Source organism: Sphingobacterium sp. ML3W (assembly GCF_029542085.1).
Taxonomy (GTDB): domain Bacteria; phylum Bacteroidota; class Bacteroidia; order Sphingobacteriales; family Sphingobacteriaceae; genus Sphingobacterium.
Map to the genome: position 1 here is coordinate 1547103 of NZ_CP107036.1, position 17973 is coordinate 1565075.

At 38.8% G+C, this 17973-nt stretch carries 14 protein-coding genes; 6 read left to right on the forward strand and 8 right to left on the reverse strand.

What is annotated here, in order from left to right:
• Window positions 1-189 precede the first annotated feature (189 nt).
• On the forward strand, window positions 190-2316 hold the full coding sequence (locus OGI71_RS06575) for a S41 family peptidase (RefSeq protein ID WP_282254596.1): 2127 nt from the start codon (window positions 190-192) through the stop codon (window positions 2314-2316).
• A gap of 836 nt (window positions 2317-3152) precedes the next feature.
• On the opposite strand, the gene OGI71_RS06580 is transcribed toward OGI71_RS06575, so the two are convergent.
• From OGI71_RS06580 to OGI71_RS06605, 6 genes are all read right to left on the reverse strand, one after another.
• The gene (locus tag OGI71_RS06580) at window positions 3153-3617 is read right to left on the reverse strand and encodes an HD domain-containing protein (RefSeq protein ID WP_282256131.1); all 465 of its coding nucleotides are present in this window, start codon (window positions 3615-3617) and stop codon (window positions 3153-3155) included.
• 143 nt (window positions 3618-3760) lie between these two features.
• Window positions 3761-6835 (reverse strand): efflux RND transporter permease subunit, encoded by a 3075-nt coding sequence (locus tag OGI71_RS06585; RefSeq protein ID WP_282254597.1) that lies wholly within the window; start codon window positions 6833-6835, stop codon window positions 3761-3763.
• A 12-nt stretch (window positions 6836-6847) separates the two neighbouring features.
• Window positions 6848-7894 (reverse strand): efflux RND transporter periplasmic adaptor subunit, encoded by a 1047-nt coding sequence (locus OGI71_RS06590; protein ID WP_282254598.1) that lies wholly within the window; start codon window positions 7892-7894, stop codon window positions 6848-6850.
• 8 nt (window positions 7895-7902) lie between these two features.
• A complete protein-coding gene (locus tag OGI71_RS06595) occupies window positions 7903-9270 on the reverse strand; it encodes a TolC family protein (protein ID WP_282254599.1) in 1368 nt (455 codons plus the stop codon).
• A gap of 46 nt (window positions 9271-9316) precedes the next feature.
• Window positions 9317-9925 carry a TetR/AcrR family transcriptional regulator gene (locus tag OGI71_RS06600; protein ID WP_282254600.1) on the reverse strand — a complete coding sequence of 203 codons (609 nt, stop codon included), beginning with the start codon at window positions 9923-9925 and terminating at the stop codon, window positions 9317-9319.
• Between the two features lie 25 nt (window positions 9926-9950).
• Window positions 9951-10712, reverse strand: a complete 762-nt coding sequence (locus OGI71_RS06605; protein WP_282254601.1) for an SDR family NAD(P)-dependent oxidoreductase — start codon at window positions 10710-10712, stop codon at window positions 9951-9953.
• A 289-nt stretch (window positions 10713-11001) separates the two neighbouring features.
• Between OGI71_RS06605 and OGI71_RS06610 the strand changes: the two genes are divergently transcribed.
• The 3 genes from OGI71_RS06610 to OGI71_RS06620 all read left to right on the forward strand — a co-directional run bounded on the left by OGI71_RS06610 (window position 11002) and on the right by OGI71_RS06620 (window position 13664).
• A complete protein-coding gene (locus OGI71_RS06610) occupies window positions 11002-12138 on the forward strand; it encodes an NAD(P)/FAD-dependent oxidoreductase (RefSeq protein WP_282254602.1) in 1137 nt (378 codons plus the stop codon).
• Between the two features lie 182 nt (window positions 12139-12320).
• A complete protein-coding gene (locus OGI71_RS06615; protein ID WP_282254603.1) occupies window positions 12321-12737 on the forward strand; it encodes a hypothetical protein in 417 nt (138 codons plus the stop codon).
• Between the two features lie 225 nt (window positions 12738-12962).
• Window positions 12963-13664 carry a VIT family protein gene (locus OGI71_RS06620; RefSeq protein ID WP_282254604.1) on the forward strand — a complete coding sequence of 234 codons (702 nt, stop codon included), beginning with the start codon at window positions 12963-12965 and terminating at the stop codon, window positions 13662-13664.
• A gap of 114 nt (window positions 13665-13778) precedes the next feature.
• Here the strand turns inward: OGI71_RS06620 and OGI71_RS06625 are convergent, their stop codons facing one another.
• The gene (locus OGI71_RS06625) at window positions 13779-14693 is read right to left on the reverse strand and encodes an AraC family transcriptional regulator (RefSeq protein ID WP_282254605.1); all 915 of its coding nucleotides are present in this window, start codon (window positions 14691-14693) and stop codon (window positions 13779-13781) included.
• A 17-nt stretch (window positions 14694-14710) separates the two neighbouring features.
• Window positions 14711-15448: an SDR family oxidoreductase gene (locus tag OGI71_RS06630; protein ID WP_282254606.1), complete on the reverse strand. Its 738-nt coding sequence runs from the start codon at window positions 15446-15448 to the stop codon at window positions 14711-14713.
• 913 nt (window positions 15449-16361) lie between these two features.
• Between OGI71_RS06630 and OGI71_RS06635 the strand changes: the two genes are divergently transcribed.
• Both OGI71_RS06635 and OGI71_RS06640 read left to right on the forward strand, forming a co-directional pair.
• On the forward strand, window positions 16362-17030 hold the full coding sequence (locus OGI71_RS06635) for a BON domain-containing protein (RefSeq protein ID WP_282254607.1): 669 nt from the start codon (window positions 16362-16364) through the stop codon (window positions 17028-17030).
• Window positions 17031-17191: 161 nt separating this feature from the next.
• Window positions 17192-17953: an SDR family oxidoreductase gene (locus tag OGI71_RS06640; protein ID WP_282254608.1), complete on the forward strand. Its 762-nt coding sequence runs from the start codon at window positions 17192-17194 to the stop codon at window positions 17951-17953.
• The last annotated feature ends 20 nt before the right edge of the window (window positions 17954-17973 follow it).

Genomic DNA, 17973 nt, shown 5'->3' on the forward strand with positions numbered 1-17973 from the left:
CAATACCATTCTTTATGCTTCTGACTGCATTCACCGGATATAATGGTTGTAGGGCGAAAGTTCAAACTTCTAATGAGTAAGAGATCATTTACAGAATATAAATAGGCTTTTCAATCAGAATCAGAGGTTCGAAGAACTTGCCATATTTTATATAACTGAAAAATATTATTTATTTAAAAAGAACCATGTATGAGATTAGCACTTGCATTCGTGTTTATATTTATGTATACGATAAATTTTGCTCAAGAAATTGTATATTCTTCAAATTGGGTAACTGGTATAAAACATCAGGTAATCCCTAAAAAACGCAGTCTAGTCTTAAACAATGGAAATATACAGGATAGCGTCATGTATTCGAAATATTACAAATTGAGAAAAGTAGACAAAGGCCAACTGACGCTGGATATAATGTTAAAAAAAGTGCGTCCTCTGTCTGTAACCCCAGTACGATTTAATATTGCTGTTATTGGAGGGAATAAAAGTTATAATTCGCTTTACTATTACAGCTCCATACCGCCTAATAAAATTTCTACGAAGATATACATCCCATTTGATTTGGAGACCGATTCCATAGCAGTCTATTTTACTGCTGCTGGAAACTTTAGTTTTTCAAAGATCGAAGTCAATGCAGAGATACAGCAAGGAAAAACATTAGAAAAATGGGAAGATAAATTTTTAGCAAAGGTGAAAGACAGAGAGATGGTATCTAACTTGGCAGAGTTGGCCCAAACCTGGGGTGCTATTAAATATAATGACCCATCAATTTCAGACAAAGATATCGATTGGGATGAGATCCTATTTGATCGACTGTACAATATATTTGATGATATAGAAACACCTAAGCAGAGTATAGATATCTTGTTGAGTTATGCTTCTTCGGAAACCAACCGGGATTCCACGGCTCTAAAATCAGACAGTCTTATATGGGACAATCTTGACAACTCGTGGATCAAGAAGGCTTCATTGCTTACTTCCGTACAAAAAGAAAGGTTACAAGCTATAGTGGACAATCCTCCTGCTTTTAAGAACAAATATATAGACCGATCTGATAATCTCGTCTATACAAAGCTCAGAGAGAAAACATTGCACAAAAATGTATTACCCAATGTATACGAACGCCTTGTAAACCTATTCAGATACTGTAATGTAATAAAGTATCTGTATCCGTACAAGTATACGCTGTCGGGGCAATTTGATAGCGGATCCATTTTAGAAGAACTGATACCACAATTTGTCAGGGCAACGAAGACGTTGGAATACAACAACTGTCTGCTAGCATTGAATGCATCTATTAAAGATGGGCATAGTGCGATACCAACATTGCCAATAGAATTTGTGCACAGTATATATGGGAACTTCGCGATAGGCCTACCCATGCATATTAAAAAATTCAAACAAGATTTTATTGTGACAACTATTGATAGCTCTTTCTCAAAGAAAACTGGGATAGAAGTAGGAAGCCCCATACGTAAAATAAATGGAGTACCGGTAAACGATTTATACAAAAAGATATCGTACTATATAGGGAGCCCCAGGCCAGAAGTACATGAGTACCTTGTCAATAGTCAAAGACTATTGAGTTTTGTCCCCATATCGGACTCCATCGATATCGTCTATGCCACGGATAAAATCGAAAAAAACATCAAGATAAAAGGAGATATCAGTCTTTCTCGACTCTTTAGTAAACTTAAAGACAACAATACAACCCTTCAAAAGTCTATTGAACATCATGGAATTTACAATATCGATGATAGTGTTACATATCTGAATCCAGCACATATTGACACATCAGCCGCTGTCAATGCATTGATTAGTCAAAGTGAAAAAATAATATTGGATCTACGAAATTATCCAAACGGTAAATTTGACGTACAATCGTTGCTCCCATCTAATGTGGTCATCGCAAAAACGCAAAAGCTCTCTCATTATCCTCAACGTCTAATTGAGTCTGATATCACCACAACGGATGGGAGCAATCACCGTCCCAACAGAAAGATCGTGGCGTTGATTTCGGAGGCATCAAGAAGTAATCCAGAATTTCTAGCTATGGCATTGAGAGCTGCTCAGAGAGCAGATGATATCACAATAATAGGACGGAATTCGATGGGGGCAGATGGTAACGTTGTGAAAATCCCATTAATAGGGAGCCCTACGTTTAGCTTATGGTACACTGGAATTCGAATACTTTACCCAGATCATGGAGAAACCCAAGGTATCGGAATTAAACCTGACGTCTATGTTCCACTTACCGAAGAGGAAGTGACCAAGGGAGTAGATAACATACTTAATAACGCTATTGATATTATCAGGAAGTGAAAAACATCAGTACTTTTAATTTTATCATTTATGTAATGGATTTGGCTGTAATGAAGATAAAATTTGTAGCATCGAAAAAGCATAAGTGGATTAATAGTTCCAAATAGTTATATTTGATACAGGCCTTATATCGTTGTGGACGGAGCCTTCGATTTAAAAAATTTCGTGCAATAAGTATCAGCTCCCCTATTAAATAACCGAAACCATATTATCCTAGCATTTTCCAAAACCTTGTTATCAGAAGTTTAAATTTGTTTTTTACGGTTTCTTTGTTTTGGAAGATTGAAATCCACTTAGGATAATTGAAATTAATATAAGTATAATTCCAATTGCTAACAATGGTATCCAAAATATGAAGCAAAATTCTGATAATTTTATAATGAATTTGCTATAATCACCTCTCGAAACAAACATTCCAGCACCAAATACAAAGATTAGAATTGACGAAAGACATAATGTTATCCCAATGAAGAATAATTTTCTATGATTTGACATCCTATTTTTCATTTTAGTGTTTTCATGTTCATAAGTTCCTCAACTTGTTCTTACGATCATTATATTTGGAAATCTCCCTTCCTTCGATAGGATTGGCTGTGGTTAATAGCATGGTATTCTACTTTCAATCGGGCAAGGTTAATACCCAAGCCTAATATACATTATTTGTTTTGAATTAATATGTTTGTCAATATTAACTAGCTAGATTATTACACACTTTGTAAGGCTAGGCTAGTGGTTTATAAAGTTTGTTGCTTAAGGAAAACCGTATAAGCATATTGATATCAACAATAACCCCACCTACTTATCTCTAGCCCAGCTATGAGAGGTAGGTTCCTCCCCTAGCTAAAAGTCGAGATCGCGCGCTCACGAATCTCCGAGACATTCAAGCCGGCCTCTTCCAATTTCTGCGAAGCCTGCTGCTCGATTAAATCCTTTAACAGGACAAAGGTCTGGTCAAATTGGACTTGTTTGCCAATTACAAAAGATAAATCATATTCAACCTCTTCCCAGGTAGAGATATCAGCATGATTGTGCTGAAGCTGTACCTCTAATTTGTCAATGGCATTGGCGGCCTTGGCCTCAAAAGTTTTCTTATCTTCAAATTCATAGAAAAGATCATAGATCTCTTGTCTGTTACTTTTTGCTAGCATCTGTCTGATCTTGAGAATGGCTTGTTCTTCATTTTGCTGTTTGATCTTTCTGATCTCTGGATTGCGGATCTGATCCAATACGGAAACGTCTCCAGCTTCTGCTTCAACAAGGTCATGGATAATGATCATTTTTAACAGACGGGCTAAATCCACCTTCTCATTCAAAAGCGGCAAATGCCTATGATAGTTTTTTATTAAATATGTATATCGGTCTATATTAACCAATACATTTGGCCAGGCCCATATAAACTATATAAGGGACTGGCTTCCTGTATTACCTTTGAAAAGTGTATTTATTACTTATCGTTATCTTCTGTATCTTCTTCAATTTCGATCTGTGGTGGGATGAGCCTGTACATTACGGGTGTTACAATCCTTGATAGGATTGTTGAACTTATAAGCCCGCCAATAAGTACAATTGCCAAAGGAGCAATAAGCGGATTGGGATTTAATGCAATAGGTATCAATCCGCAGATAGCGGTAATAGATGTAAGCACAACAGGTAAAAACCGTGTCTCGCCCGCTATATGGATAGCTTCATCCAAGGAGTGGCCCTCAACCCTAAGCTGGTTTGTAAAATCCACGAGGAGCAACGAATTCTTGACCTGTATTCCCGACAACCCGATAAAACCGATGATAGAAACCAAAGACATCGGATTGCCGGTTAAAAGCAACGCTATCGCACCGCCCAATATACCCAACGGGATAATGGATAATACGATAATAATCCCCTTGAAATTCTTAAACTGTAAAAGGAGCACGCCTATAAAAAGGAAGCCACTTAATAATATGACCGAAAGAAAGTTGCCTCCCAGGGCATCGCCTTCGGACTCGGCCTCACCCGACAATTTATAATAATACCCCGGCGGAAGCTTTAATCTGTCAAGCTGTGGAACGATGTCCTTTAAAATATCATTGGCATACACGTGGTCTTTAGTCAATGATGTCACTTTGGCAAACCTCGATTTGTTAAAATGGTTGATTGCCGTCGGAGATGTTTCAAAACCTATTGTAGCAATTTGGTCAACCTGTATCGGTGTTCCCTGGATATTGTTGACATAAAGTCCTTTGAGCACATTGAGATCTGAAAACTTTTCTCGTGGTAGGGTAATGATCACATTCCTTGAATCGCCGCGGTCGTCGATGTAGTCACCAACATTTACGCCGGCTACTGCCATGCGGATAACCATGTCTACATCACTGGTCAATACACCAAGGGTGCGCGCTTTTTCCTTGTCTATCGAAACCTTGACATCTGATTTGTACGAATTTAGCTCGTTGTTCACAAAGAAGGTACCGGGGTGCTTCCTTAAAATTTCCTCTACCTTAAAAGATAGGGATCGCAAAGTGTCCTGATTATCCCCGAAAACTCTGACCACAATGTTCGCCTCAATCGGTGTGCCCTGTTCAAAATCCTTTACCTCAATTCTTGCATGGGGAAAATCAATGAATTTTTTTCTAAGAGTCTTAATCAGTTCCTGTTTAACTTTTGGGCCGGTATCGTCGCCCAATTGAACAAATATTTGTCCAAAATCGGGCTTAATGTCCTGCTGGTGTACATTGTAGTAAATCTGCGGATTACCTTTGCCGACATTGGAGGTATAATACACGATTTCCTTATGGTTCTTCAGTTCCTGCTCCACGAGTTTGGTGACGCGGTCGCTTTCAGGGATGTTTGCCTGCAATGGCAGCTTGATATTGATCAGGAACATTGGCTTTTCTGATGTTGGAAAAAGCTTGAAGCCTGCCAATGGAAAGAGGGCGAACGCAAAAACACTCAGCGCGATTGAGATCCCTATGGTTACTTTTGGCCATTTGAGTGCGATTGGCATGATACTGCGGTATGAATAGCTCAAAAACTGCTGTAGCTTCTGCAGGAAGTAATTACCGCCGCTATGTGCATGGGGTTTTAATATACGGCTGCCAAGAAATGGAACCAAGGTAAGCGCAACCAGCATGGATGCCAATACGCTTGTCATTACCGCCATCGGCAAGCTTCGGAGAAATTCGCCTGCCGCATCAGGTAAAAAAGCAAGCGGCAGGAACGCTATGACCAAAGTAGCCGTACATCCTACAACTGCATTACCTATCTGCCTTGTCCCTTTTAACACGGCATCCTTAATGGAATACCCCTCTCTTAACCATCTTTCTATATTTTCGACAACAACAATACTGTCGTCTACCAGCAGCCCCAATGCCACCACCAGGCCAACAATACTTAATTGGTTGAGTGAATAGCCCAGCATGTTCATCGCTATCAAACCCAAGGCGAGTGATAACGGAATGGAGATCATAACAATCAATGACGCCCTGAATCCCAGTGGCAACAACGTGATAACGACCAGCACGATCGCCAGCGCAAAATCAAATCCCAGATGTCCCAAACGTTGGGCAACCATGTCCGCCTGGTCAAAATTTTTGATCATTTTTATATTTTCCGGAAGTCCTTTCTGGAATGCTTCCAACACTGGCATATACTCTTCCTTGACCTTGCTAATATTGACATTGTCTTTCATGGCGGCTGTCACGAGCACACAGCGGTGACCGTTAAGGCGGGTAATATGGTTGATGGTACCATCCTTATAGCTAACTTCGGCGACATCTTTTAAATAAATAATCTTCCCGTTGGCGTTATATATAACTGTATTGGCGACGTCTTCGACATTCTTGAATTTGCCGCTGGTCTTCACGTTGAAAACTTTGGTATCGAGGTTGACGCTTCCCCCAGGGATATCGGCAGCTTCGCTTTGCAAGCTCCCGACAACAAGATTTAAGGGTATCCTTAGCTGGGCTAGTTTATCCAGCTGCATGTCTATGCGTATCTCCTGCTCAGGAACTCCGGTATACTTAACTTCCTTAAGGTCGGTAATCTTTTCCAGCGCTGTTTTAAGCAGATCGGCTTTGTCCCTAAGTTCTTTAGCTGATGCAGCATTGGAAACCAAAGCCACTTGGATGATCTTTACATCGGAGGATGCTACTTTTTCCGTTTTGATCAGATAGATGTCTTTTGGGAGTTCACTGTTCTTTAGCGCATTTATTTCGGTAGATATCTCTTGGTATTTATTGTCGACATCGACGCCATATTTGAATTTAGGCTGTATTACGGCAACACCGTCTTCAACAGAAGTAAGTATCTTTTCTATATTTTCAAGCCCGTATATTTTATTTTCAATCGGTTTTACCACCTGTTCTTCCATGTCTTTTGGACTGGTTCCCGGGTAAATGACCGTGATCACATATTGCGGCGGATGCGTTGTCGGATCCTCCGATCTCGGCATAGTAAACAGCGTGAGCAACCCCACTACAGCGAAAAGAACGAACATGATCAGTGTGAACTGATAGTTCTTAACAGCAAAATTTGTTATTTTCATTATGATGTGGGTTTACTTGATAATTTTGACTACTGATTGCTCATTCAGGTAGGCGCTGTTGGAAATGACAATTTGGTTTATCCCGTCCATTTTGTCACTTAAATACACTTTATCCGTTTCAAACTTCATGATGTTTACAGGAATCTTTTTTACCTTGTCTGCGCCGACAGTAGTGAATACGTATCCTTTTTTTCCGTCCGCTTCGACCAATGCATTATAGGGGATCACGATTGCATTCTCCACCTGATCTATCTCAATATCGGCCTTCCCAAACATGCCTACGGGAGGAGCAACGTTATGGAGTTTCAATTTTAGTTCTATCTGAAAAGAGCCTATTTCCCGGTCTGCCGATTGCAGCTTTCTGTATACCGTCGCCTCGAATAGCTGATCAGGGAAACCATCCAATGTAACTTTTGCAGCCTGTCCTGCTTTTATACTTGACCATTCACGGTCTGTTACGCCTGCTTTCAGAAGATAGCTGGCATTCTGCTGTATGGTATTAGTAAGTAGCACCGGCATCCCGCCCCCAATCACCTCTCCTTCATTTGCAACCTTCTTTGAGACAAAGCCGTCCGAGGTGGCATAGATCTTTGCATAGCGCTCGTTGAACGCCACGGCTTCTTTTCCTTTTCTGGCAACATCAAGTGCAGTTCTTGTATTTTGCAGCTGTTCCAACGTAAAGACACTGTCTTTGTAAAGGTTCATTGCACGGTCATAGTCGCGTTGGGCTTTATCCACACCTAGGCTTGACTGGGAAAGCCCGGCTGAAATTTCGGTCGTATTCAACGTTGCCAATAATTGTCCTTTGCGGAAAAAGTCTCCTTCACTGACCAATATACGGCTGATGACACCGCCTATTTTAAAAGAATAGTTTGCCTGGTCTTCTGTACTGACCAACCCGGTTACCTGTACCGAGGTAGGAACACGGAAGGACGACACAGGGGATACCTTTACGGCAATGATATCTGGTTCGCCAAGCGGATTTGTATTTTTGGGGTGCTCTTTGCACGACGACAGCATTAGGGCTGCCGCAATTACTGTAAATTGTATCCTTTTCATTTTTAAAATTATTGTATGTTAAAACTAGCGTTGGCGCGTTCAATGGCAGTAAATGCTATCCATGTATCGAATAGCGCGATGTTGGCCTGCAGCTGGGCATCTACCCATTGATTCTGGGCGTCAAGCACTTCAATATAAATTGCCATTCCCTCCTTATATAGTTTTGATATATCATTGTAATAGGTCTGGCTTGTCTTTAACTGGCTCTGGGCTGCCCGAAATTCAGCAACAGCACTTTCCATACTGGCCTGACGCACTTTAAGCTCTGTAAGAAGCTGTTGTTGCACATAGTCGGTCTGGGATAAAATCGCCTGCTGCTCGGCAAGGGTCTGTTTGATACGGCTGCTGTTTCTCCCAAATCCGAAAAGGTTCCACTCTAAAGAAACGCCCAGAAGGTAATAGCGGCTCTTATTATTGAATTTCCAGTCAAATGCCTGCGAACCCAGGTCCAAACTGGCTCCCACCTTTGGAACGAGGTATGATTTTGCAAGTCCCGTCAGGTCTTCATTGATACCCTTGGCGATTTTAAGTTTGGAAAGCTCCTCGCGATTACCGATATCTTCACCTATTAGAGCGGTCTGGTCCGGCAAGGCGGTTATTTCGTCTATTAAAATACTTTCTGTCTGTGGGCGATTAAGAAGGAAATTAAAATAATACCTGGCCGATTCTTGCGTCTTTATAGCAGTCACGATCGAAGCCTCGATTTTGGAAACCTCATTTTGGCTTCGGACCAAGGCTGTCCGGTTAATCTTACCATTATCCAATAGCTTCCTGTTCACTCTCTCCCCTTCACGCACCAATGCTAGATAAGATTGGTAGATCTTTACGGCATTGGTCGCTTTCAGATAATTATAATAGGCTACTTTAATTTCTTTTACCAATTCTCTTTTATAAAGTAGCACTTCCGCTTTTTGGAGGCCGATCTGCTTTGTCTTAATCTTTTTGTTATAATTGAGCTCGGCATTCAGAATTGGTTGGGTGATGCGAAATTTTGCATCATAGAAATTATCGGGGTTTATCAATACCTGCTGGTTTTGCAATTGCGGAAACGAATTGCTTCCTGTTAACTGATTTAGTGTACTGTACACACCGTTCATCATATCGCCCACAGGAATATCGATTGTCCGTCCGCCATCGGCTTTGGTATAGGTTGTTGAAAAGGCAATATTTGGTAGAAACATACTTTTCGCCTCCGAGAGCGCATAAACATTTTTCTCCAGCATAAAATTTTGCTGTTTTATACTCTGGTTTGATTCCAGACCTTCTTTTATGTATAGGTCAAGCCTATCCTGTGCCCTGCTCTGATGGGCAGTGATCAACACCATGGTCAACAAAATCGACCATAATAATTTAGGTTTTTGATATAATTTAATCACTGTAATAAATTTAAACACTGTTCAATAAAATAATAAAAAAAAGTGCCTAGCTCTTTTCGAGCAAAGCAACAAAACATGCGTAGCCGTTTTCCATCAACTCTTCATTTGTTTTGTTTATAAAACTTGTTGTACGGTCCTTGCAAAACAAGGCACAAATTCCATGCATTGCGGAAAGCACCATAAATGTAAAATAGTCTGTATCCATCTCTATGAATTTACCTTGTTGTTGGCAATCGCGGATCATAGAACACATATGATTTATGGCTTCCTGTGCAATTGTGAACCTAGTTTCGGTAGGATCTTTTACGGTCTCCTCAACCATGAACATGAGGTTGTAGTAATCCTTATTTTCCTGCGCAAATTGAATAAACACACGTCCCGATGCCTTAAGTCGTTCAAATGGATCTGCTACGCTGTTCAGCACTTTCAACTGGTTTAGAAGCAAAGTGAATCCTTCTTTTTGAAGCTCCTGAAAAATTTCGGTTTTATCCTTAAAATGAAAATAGAGACTGCCAGGACTATAATTGATCTCATTGGCAATATTGCGCATACTGGTCTTTTCATATCCTTTTTCAAGAAATATTTTGCGTGCCGCATTTAAGATACGCTGGTGCATTTCCTGTTTTTCTTCCTGTTTTCTTTCTGCTATACTCATTTTAATTTTTATTTGGCTTTAAAATTTAAGCCTTAAGCCCCGGACTAATTTTACCCATTATATTAATCGTTGATTTCCTGTTGAGAAACTTAAACCCAAATAGCATCATTCGGTTTTTAAATCCTTGTATTACTCTTGGCTTTCTTCTTGTTGCCAATGCCTTCATAAATTCGTCGGCAACTTCAGAAACACTCGATACGACAAAACTTGGAAATGCACTTGTATCACTGCCCGAGTTCGAATGGAAATCAGAATCGGCAGCACCGGGGTTAAAGCCTGATACAAAGATACCTTTATTTTTATATTCATACCAGAGTGACTCCGAAAAGTTGGCAACAAAGCTTTTTGTTCCCGCATACACGGCTCCACCAGGAAAAGATGAATGAGCCAGTAGTGACCCAATATTGATCAGCGCATTTCCTGATACTGCTTTGCTTAAAAATGCATAAGACAAGGATACCAATGCCTCCATATTCAATGTCATGGTATTTAACTGTTCTCCAATAGGTATCTCTGTAAACCTTCCATAAGAACCATTTCCTGCGTTATTAACAAGAAGATCATAACTATTTTCAGTAAGGTGCTTACTGACTTTCTCGATATCCTCTTTTATGGTAAGGTCTGCTACAAGAATCTGATGTGCTTCCCTCCCAAGTTGCTCCTGAACAGATTTCAATTTCTGTTCATTTCTTGCCACTAGGGTCAATTGGTAATGCTGTTGGGAAAGACGTCTGGCAATTTCCAAACCTATGCCTCCGCTTGCTCCAGTTATTAATGCTTTTTTCATTTCTTAAATGTTGAAATTAATTTTATGATGCAAATCTATTAAACACTGTTCAATTATCCAATTTTTTTTTACACTTCAATATGATATCTGCTGGAAAATGCCATATATTGAAGTAATTCAGTTGTTTATTTAGTTTAAAGTTGTGTATTACAGCCTGAGCTGTTTAAAAATTTAATCTATCTATTTTGTTAAAACAAATAGATTTTTATTATATTTGAACACTGTTTAATACAAATAAACAATAGATGAATTGGTTTTGAACATTTAGCAACCAATAAATATTACAAGTATGGAGACGGACAGACCAGAAAATAATAGGGAGATCATAGCTAATCTTTGCGAAGATCAGATAAGCGATGGGACGCCTGAAACCAACGGCCTAAGCAGACCGTTGGAAATAAAGGATAAACAGAAAAAAATATCAAGACGAGAATTAATTAAACAAGGAGGACTTGCTTTATCCATTTTAGCTTTACCTCTTCCATTAACATCATTTTTAAATTTTAATGAAATGACAGATAACAAAAATTTTGACGTAATCATAATTGGCGGTAGCTATGCAGGACTTTCGGCAGCGATGGCTCTGGGACGAGCATTAAGAAATGTTTTAATTATTGATAGCGGTTTGCCCTGTAACCGACAAACACCTCATTCACATAACTTTCTGACGCAAGACGGAGAAAAACCAAGCGTTATTGGGGAAAAGGCAAAAGATCAAGTGTTAAAATACGACACTGTAAAATTATTGACTGACCTTGCTGTTAGTGTAACGAAAACTGATAAGGGCTTTGAACTATCAACTCAATCAGGTAAAATATTTTCAGCTAGAAAACTTGTTTTTGCAACAGGTTTAAAAGATAAAATGCTAAACATTAAGGGTTTTTCTGAATGCTGGGGAATCACAGTACTTCATTGTCCTTATTGTCATGGATATGAAGTAAAAAATCAAAAAACAGGGATTTTGGCAAATGGATATGGTGCATTTCACTTGTCCCGACTTATTAATAACTGGACAAAGGATTTAACGATATTTACCAATGGAAAATCGGAGCTGACACAAGAGCAGACCGATGAAATCAAAAGACACAATATTTCAATAGTTGAGAAGAAGATAGCCTCGTTGAAACATAAAGACGGCGTAGTTGAAGAAATAACTTTTTCAGACAATTCAATTTTTAAATTAGATGTCATCTATGCTAGACCTCCATTTGAACAACATTGTAAAATCCCCGAATTATTGGGCTGTGAATTGACAGAACAGGGACTTATCAAAGTAGATGCATTTCAGAAAACAACAGTGGATAATATATTTGCTTGTGGAGACAACACTAATCCGCTACGTGCTGTATCATATGCTGTATCAACGGGCAATAATACAGGTGTATTTTTAAATAACGCTCTGGTAGAAGAAGATTTTTTAAAATGAATGTAAAAGGTGCAACTCCTAGCTATGAAGGTCATATGCTAATTATTAGGAGATGATGATGCAGGATGGACTTTTGGATTTGAAAGTCTTTAGTATTGATGAATTCTTTACGCTGGGTAAAAGTATATCTTTACTTCCCCCACTTGACTTTTATTATTCATGAATCAATAAATATTACATACATGGAAAGTAGCAGAATGGATAAATACAATAATAGTAGGACGCACCACTTAGGCAACGTAATAAGGGAACTGGTAAACGCAGGCGACTTTAATCTAAAGGACGTGGCGACGTATATTGATGTTAGCGAGGAGGAATTGGAGAAAATCTATGACAGCAGCTCCATAGACGTCGAAAAACTTATCAAACTATCAGAACTACTTCAGCATAATCTTTTCATTTATTACCTGAATAATAGAGTGATAAGTAATCTGTTTGAAAATCAGGTAAACGGCCTGCCCCCGCAGATTAGTTATCTTATTGAACAGTTGGAAACTAAGAATGACCAGATTGCACAATTGAAGTCATTAACCGAAACGCTAAGAAAAACCATTGAAATTCTTGAAACAAAAGAGTTTTTACAAAATACTACAAAATAATGGATAATCCAGTTTTTTGGGGAGAGGTCAATATCGATAATACAATTTCATTTACATGGCATAAAAGGATAGCTGAGCAGAATTTATTTCGTGTTTTTAATATAAGCTAATCAACAGCTAAAGAAATTCAGAAGTTGATACAGATAGATTGAAGTACATTCTTGTAACTTGCTGCGGTGCCATATACATCACTTTTTTTTAAGTCAATATAATAAAATAAGAATTATGATAACGATCGATAACTATCTTGATAATCATTACATCCACCGTAGTAATTGGCTCAGAGCCGCTGTGCTTGGTGCGAATGATGGTATTATCTCAATTTCCAGTTTAGCTATCGGGGTAGCCGCGGCCAGCATCTCAAGGGAACCTATCGTATTGGCTACAGTAGCTGGCCTGGTTGCTGGAGCCTTATCCATGGCGGCTGGTGAATATGTATCGGTAAGCTCACAGACAGATACCGAAATGGCCGATATCAAGCGTGAAAAAAAGGAATTAGAGGAAATGCCTGACCAAGAGTTACAAATTCTAACCCAGATATATGAGCGTCGCGGATTAAAAAAAGAGACTGCCATGCAGGTAGCTATTGAACTTACAGAGAAGGATGCACTTGCTACTCATATTCGCGATGAACTTGGTATAAATGAAATAAGCCAGGCAAATCCCATACAGGCCGCACTTGCATCAGGAGCCTCATTTACTGTGGGAGGAATTTTGCCTTTATTGGTCATTCTTTTTGCTCCGGTGAAAGGAATGGAATATTGGCTCTATGGATTTACGATATTCTTCTTGATCATCTTAGGGGTGGCGGCCGCAAAGACCGGTGGGTCGAGCATCATCAGAGCAATCATCCGAATTACCGTATGGGGAACAATTGCAATGGTTCTTTCTGCATTAGTAGGCTATCTATTTGGGGTCAGTGTTTAAATAGTGACTCCTTATCAATCATACTCTTATAAAATCAAGTAGATAAAAAATGTAAAGTCCTTTCGAACTCCGCATTGCTATAACGTATACATTTTATGATACAGTTGTCCCCATTTAATTAAATAATTGTCGAAATTCCAACGGAGAAAAATCTGTTTTTGCTTTGAAAAGTTTATTGAAGGACTGTGAATGCTCAAAACCTAATTCATAGGCAATTTCTGAAACGGACAGATTTGTTGTTGATAATTTTTCTTTTGCTTTTTCCACGACTACATTCTGAACATATTGTTGTGTGCTTAGCCCTGTGAATGAGCGTAACATATCGCTGAGGTACCGTTGTGAAAGCTTTAGTTCCGAACTGATGTATTTCACTGACGGTAAACCCTCCTTTAAACTACTCCCATCTTCAAAATAATCATTTAAAAGTTTATCCAACGACGTTATGATCTCATGATTGACGGTCCTTCTTGTAATAAACTGCCGGTTGTAGAAACGGTTGCTGTAATTCAAAAGTAACTCTAATTGTGATACTAAAACATCCTGACTGAAACCGTCAATGTTATTTGATAATTCATGTGCTATTGTAGAAAATAAATTGGCTACAATAGCTTTTTCCTTTGCCGATAAAAACAGCGCCTCAGAAACATTGTAAGAGAAAAATCCATATTGATGAATTCTCTTCCCTAGTGAGTAATTTCGGATAAAGTCCGGATGAAAATACAAAGCGAACCCTTCATAGCTTTCAGTTTCTTCTGGTGAGAAAACGATTTGTTTCGGTTTCAAAAATGCCAATCCGCCTTCTTCAAAATCGTAGTACCCCTGGCCGTATTTGATGTTTCCTGTAAATGCAGGTTTAAACGAAATTTTATAAAAATCAAGGCTCAATTTTTGCCCTTTGAGAAAAGATTCCATCGGCATCTTACAGTAATCTACCAATGCGATCAACGGATGTAAGGGCGCAGGAAGTTCCAATAACCGCATCAATTGCGATATACTTTTAATTTGATGGATGTTAGGTTGTTGCTGCATTTCGTTTACGAATTTAATCAATTTTGTTTCGACGGACGAATCACAATATCACCAACTTCCACATTTTTGGGTTGACCAATAGCATAGCTAACCGCTTTGGCAATGGCATTGGGGCTAATGGCCAAATTTTCCATATTCCGCGTGATAATCGTTTTCATTTCCTGATTCTTTATACTATCAGCAAAGTCAGTTTTTACAACACCTGGCGAAATGCCAGTAATCCTTATCGTTCCATCTGATTCTTGCCTAAATGCTTCTGCGATAGTTCTTACCGCATTTTTTGTACCTGCATAAACACCCTGCATTGGAACAATCTTTATTCCTGATGTTGATATAATATTGATGATATGTCCCGATCTTTGTTGTTTGAAAACGGGAATTGCAGCTGCCATTCCGTACAAGACACCCTTCAGATTAATGTCTATCATTTCTTCCCAACCATCTGTATCTAACTCGTCAATACGGCTTAATTGACTGACACCCGCGTTGTTTATGATGACATCTAATGTTCCGAATTTATCAACTGCTGTATTGATCAACCGAACCAAATCAGCTTTATACTTTACGTCAATTTGAGCAAAAATGGCTTCACCACCTGTATTTTTGATTTCTTCTACCAGTTGTTGCAATTGTTTTGTTCGTCTTGCGCCCAAAACAACCTTTGCACCTTTTTTTGCTAACTCCAGCGCAATGGCTTTACCTATTCCGCTACTGGCTCCTGTAATGGCAATTACTTTTCCTTTAATACTTTGCATTGCTGTTCATTTTTATTTATCTAGTTGTTTTTCTAGAAATCTAACTGAATTAATTTTCAAGTACAAAATTCTCTATTGCTGCTCTGTAAAAAGTAGTTCAATTGGTAATTGTTGTAGTCAGATTTTCAAACTACTGAGATGTAAGTCTAGAATTTTAGCTTGAAAGAAGATTGATAAATCTTTCGAGTTTTTACAAAAAAACTATTAAATGAGCTCCGCAATGTCGAAATCATCTGCTCCATCTTTGTGATTAGAAGACTATCGTTTTCGATCTTATAAATTTGAGCTTCTCTAGCTGAAAAAGTATCTTGGCTTGCAAAAAGCGTAATTTACCAAGGCCTCCCTATACCATTAAATGCTGCATCGCAAAGTGATTTAGATACTGTAATGTGGAAAGTTTGTCTCCACTCGGAATGCCGGAAACCGGGAAACCTACAGAAAGTTTTTTGCGACATCAGGGACAAGAAAAACAAAAAGTTACTATCCGTATTCTGACAAGGATTCGCCGGACTGATGATACTGGTATCGTGTATGTTCATCACAGGAAATAATCAGTTTAATACCAACAGTTATATCGCCATTTTGTGGTGTACTGATGTTGGGAAATACTACGCACTACAGCTACGTAGTGCTGTACCATTAACGCGTCTCCTATTGTTTCGACACTAAGTGATACTGATGCTCCGTCAAAAGTTGTGGAGATTGCCGCGCCAATGTGTTGTGTCTTTCACTATGCTTTGTCGCTCATATCTTCGATCTGAGCTGATCTTGAACAGCAGGCTAGGCTTGTATATGTCGAAAAAATTGCTACCAATTATACAAAAGAAAACCCTCGTTATACAACATACATTACATTGAAAACAAGAACTTTATACTGGATCAATAATAATATTGTTCTTAAAAAACAGTACACATGAAGACGAATGAAGAATTGCAAAAAGACGTACAGAAGGCAATACAATGGGAACCTTTATTGCACGCAGCGGAAATCGGTGTTACAGCAAAAAATGGTGTTGTTTCCCTAACAGGAGTTGTAGATAATTACTCAAAAAAGCTGGAAGCTGAAAATGCAGCAAAGAAAGTTATTGGAGTAAAAGCCCTTGTAGAAAATATTGATGTGAGATTTCCGAATACATGGTCAAAGACAGATGAGGAAGTGGCAAATGAAGTGCTCAGTGCCTTAAAAGATAATTGGTCGGTACCGAAGGACAAAGTCACCGTCAAAGTTGAAGACGGTTGGGTTACATTGGAAGGTGAGTTGCCTTGGGATTACCAGCGTAAAGGGGCCCAAATAGCAACAAGCCATCTAACTGGCGTGAAAGGCGTGACAAACAATATAGAGGTCAAATCAGATATCCATAATGCCATAGAGAAAAAAGATATTGAACAGGCCCTAGGCAGAAGTACTATTGATGACAGCGATATCAAAGTTTCGGTATCGGGCACAACTGTTACATTGGACGGTACTGCCAATTCGTGGTATCAGAAAGAAGAAGCTGGAGATATCGCATGGAAAACACCAGGTATCTGGCATGTCAAAAATAATCTTATTGTTGACAATTATTCTAGTTTAGAAGAATAAGAAGACTTTAGATTCTTAATGTTAACATGTCAGAAATAGCGAAATTATACGCAATAACTATCTAGTTTCTCTTGGAAACATTATACTAGAGCGATATACGCAATTTTAATGTTTAAGCGAATCTGATCGTTAATATAAAAGTTTACAATTAAGATAAAAAAATGAAAAAGTTAGATAAACAGGTAGCTATAATAACCGGCGGCTCTGGAAGCATTGGTAAAACAACAGCTAAATTGTTTTTGGAACAAGGGGCTTATGTTATGCTGGTCGATCTTAATGAGGATGCTTTAAAAACAACGGTGCTTGAACTGGATAGTGAAGATGTAAAATATTTCGTAGCAGATGTTTCCATAACGGCTCAAGTTAAAGCTTATATCAATCAAACAGTAAAAGTGTTTGGAGAGATTGATGTCTTTTTTAACAACGCTGGAATTGAGGGCATCGTAAAATCCATTGAAGATTATCCCGAAAATATTTTCGATAGAGTAATGTCTGTAAATGTAAAGGGTGTATGGTTGGGCAATAAATATGTATTGCCCAAAATGAAAGATGGAGCAAGCATCATCATGACCTCGTCTGTTGCTGGTATATTGGGATTTGCTAACTTAAGTGCCTATGTCACCAGCAAACATGCTGTTGTTGGAATTATGAGAGCTACAGCCATTGAAGCGGCTCCGCGCAAAATAAGAGTAAATACAATTCATCCTTCTCCAGTTAACAATCGGATGATGCGTTCTATAGAAGAAGGTGCTTCCACAGGCCACGGCGAGGAAGTCAAAAAAGCATTTGAGGCTTCTATTCCTTTTGGACGCTATGCAGAGCCTATTGAAATCGCAAAATTAGCGTTGTTTCTTGCCTGTAACGACAGTCAATTCATTACTGGGACAACACAGGTCATCGATGGGGGTATGACAGCACAATAATTATTAAAAAATAAGTACAA

Excerpts from the sequence above, each read along its gene's own strand:
- OGI71_RS06635 (WP_282254607.1), top strand. The coding sequence starts at position 16,362 with ATGAAGACGAATGAAGAATTGCAAAAAGACGTACAGAAGGCAATACAA.
- OGI71_RS06585 (WP_282254597.1), bottom strand. The coding sequence starts at position 6,835 with ATGAAAATAACAAATTTTGCTGTTAAGAACTATCAGTTCACACTGATC.
- OGI71_RS06620 (WP_282254604.1), top strand. The coding sequence starts at position 12,963 with ATGATAACGATCGATAACTATCTTGATAATCATTACATCCACCGTAGT.
- OGI71_RS06615 (WP_282254603.1), top strand. The coding sequence starts at position 12,321 with ATGGAAAGTAGCAGAATGGATAAATACAATAATAGTAGGACGCACCAC.
- OGI71_RS06640 (WP_282254608.1), top strand. The coding sequence starts at position 17,192 with ATGAAAAAGTTAGATAAACAGGTAGCTATAATAACCGGCGGCTCTGGA.
- OGI71_RS06590 (WP_282254598.1), bottom strand. The coding sequence starts at position 7,894 with ATGAAAAGGATACAATTTACAGTAATTGCGGCAGCCCTAATGCTGTCG.
- OGI71_RS06575 (WP_282254596.1), top strand. The coding sequence starts at position 190 with ATGAGATTAGCACTTGCATTCGTGTTTATATTTATGTATACGATAAAT.
- OGI71_RS06625 (WP_282254605.1), bottom strand. The coding sequence starts at position 14,693 with ATGCAGCAACAACCTAACATCCATCAAATTAAAAGTATATCGCAATTG.
- OGI71_RS06630 (WP_282254606.1), bottom strand. The coding sequence starts at position 15,448 with ATGCAAAGTATTAAAGGAAAAGTAATTGCCATTACAGGAGCCAGTAGC.
- OGI71_RS06605 (WP_282254601.1), bottom strand. The coding sequence starts at position 10,712 with ATGAAAAAAGCATTAATAACTGGAGCAAGCGGAGGCATAGGTTTGGAA.
- OGI71_RS06610 (WP_282254602.1), top strand. The coding sequence starts at position 11,002 with ATGGAGACGGACAGACCAGAAAATAATAGGGAGATCATAGCTAATCTT.
- OGI71_RS06600 (WP_282254600.1), bottom strand. The coding sequence starts at position 9,925 with ATGAGTATAGCAGAAAGAAAACAGGAAGAAAAACAGGAAATGCACCAG.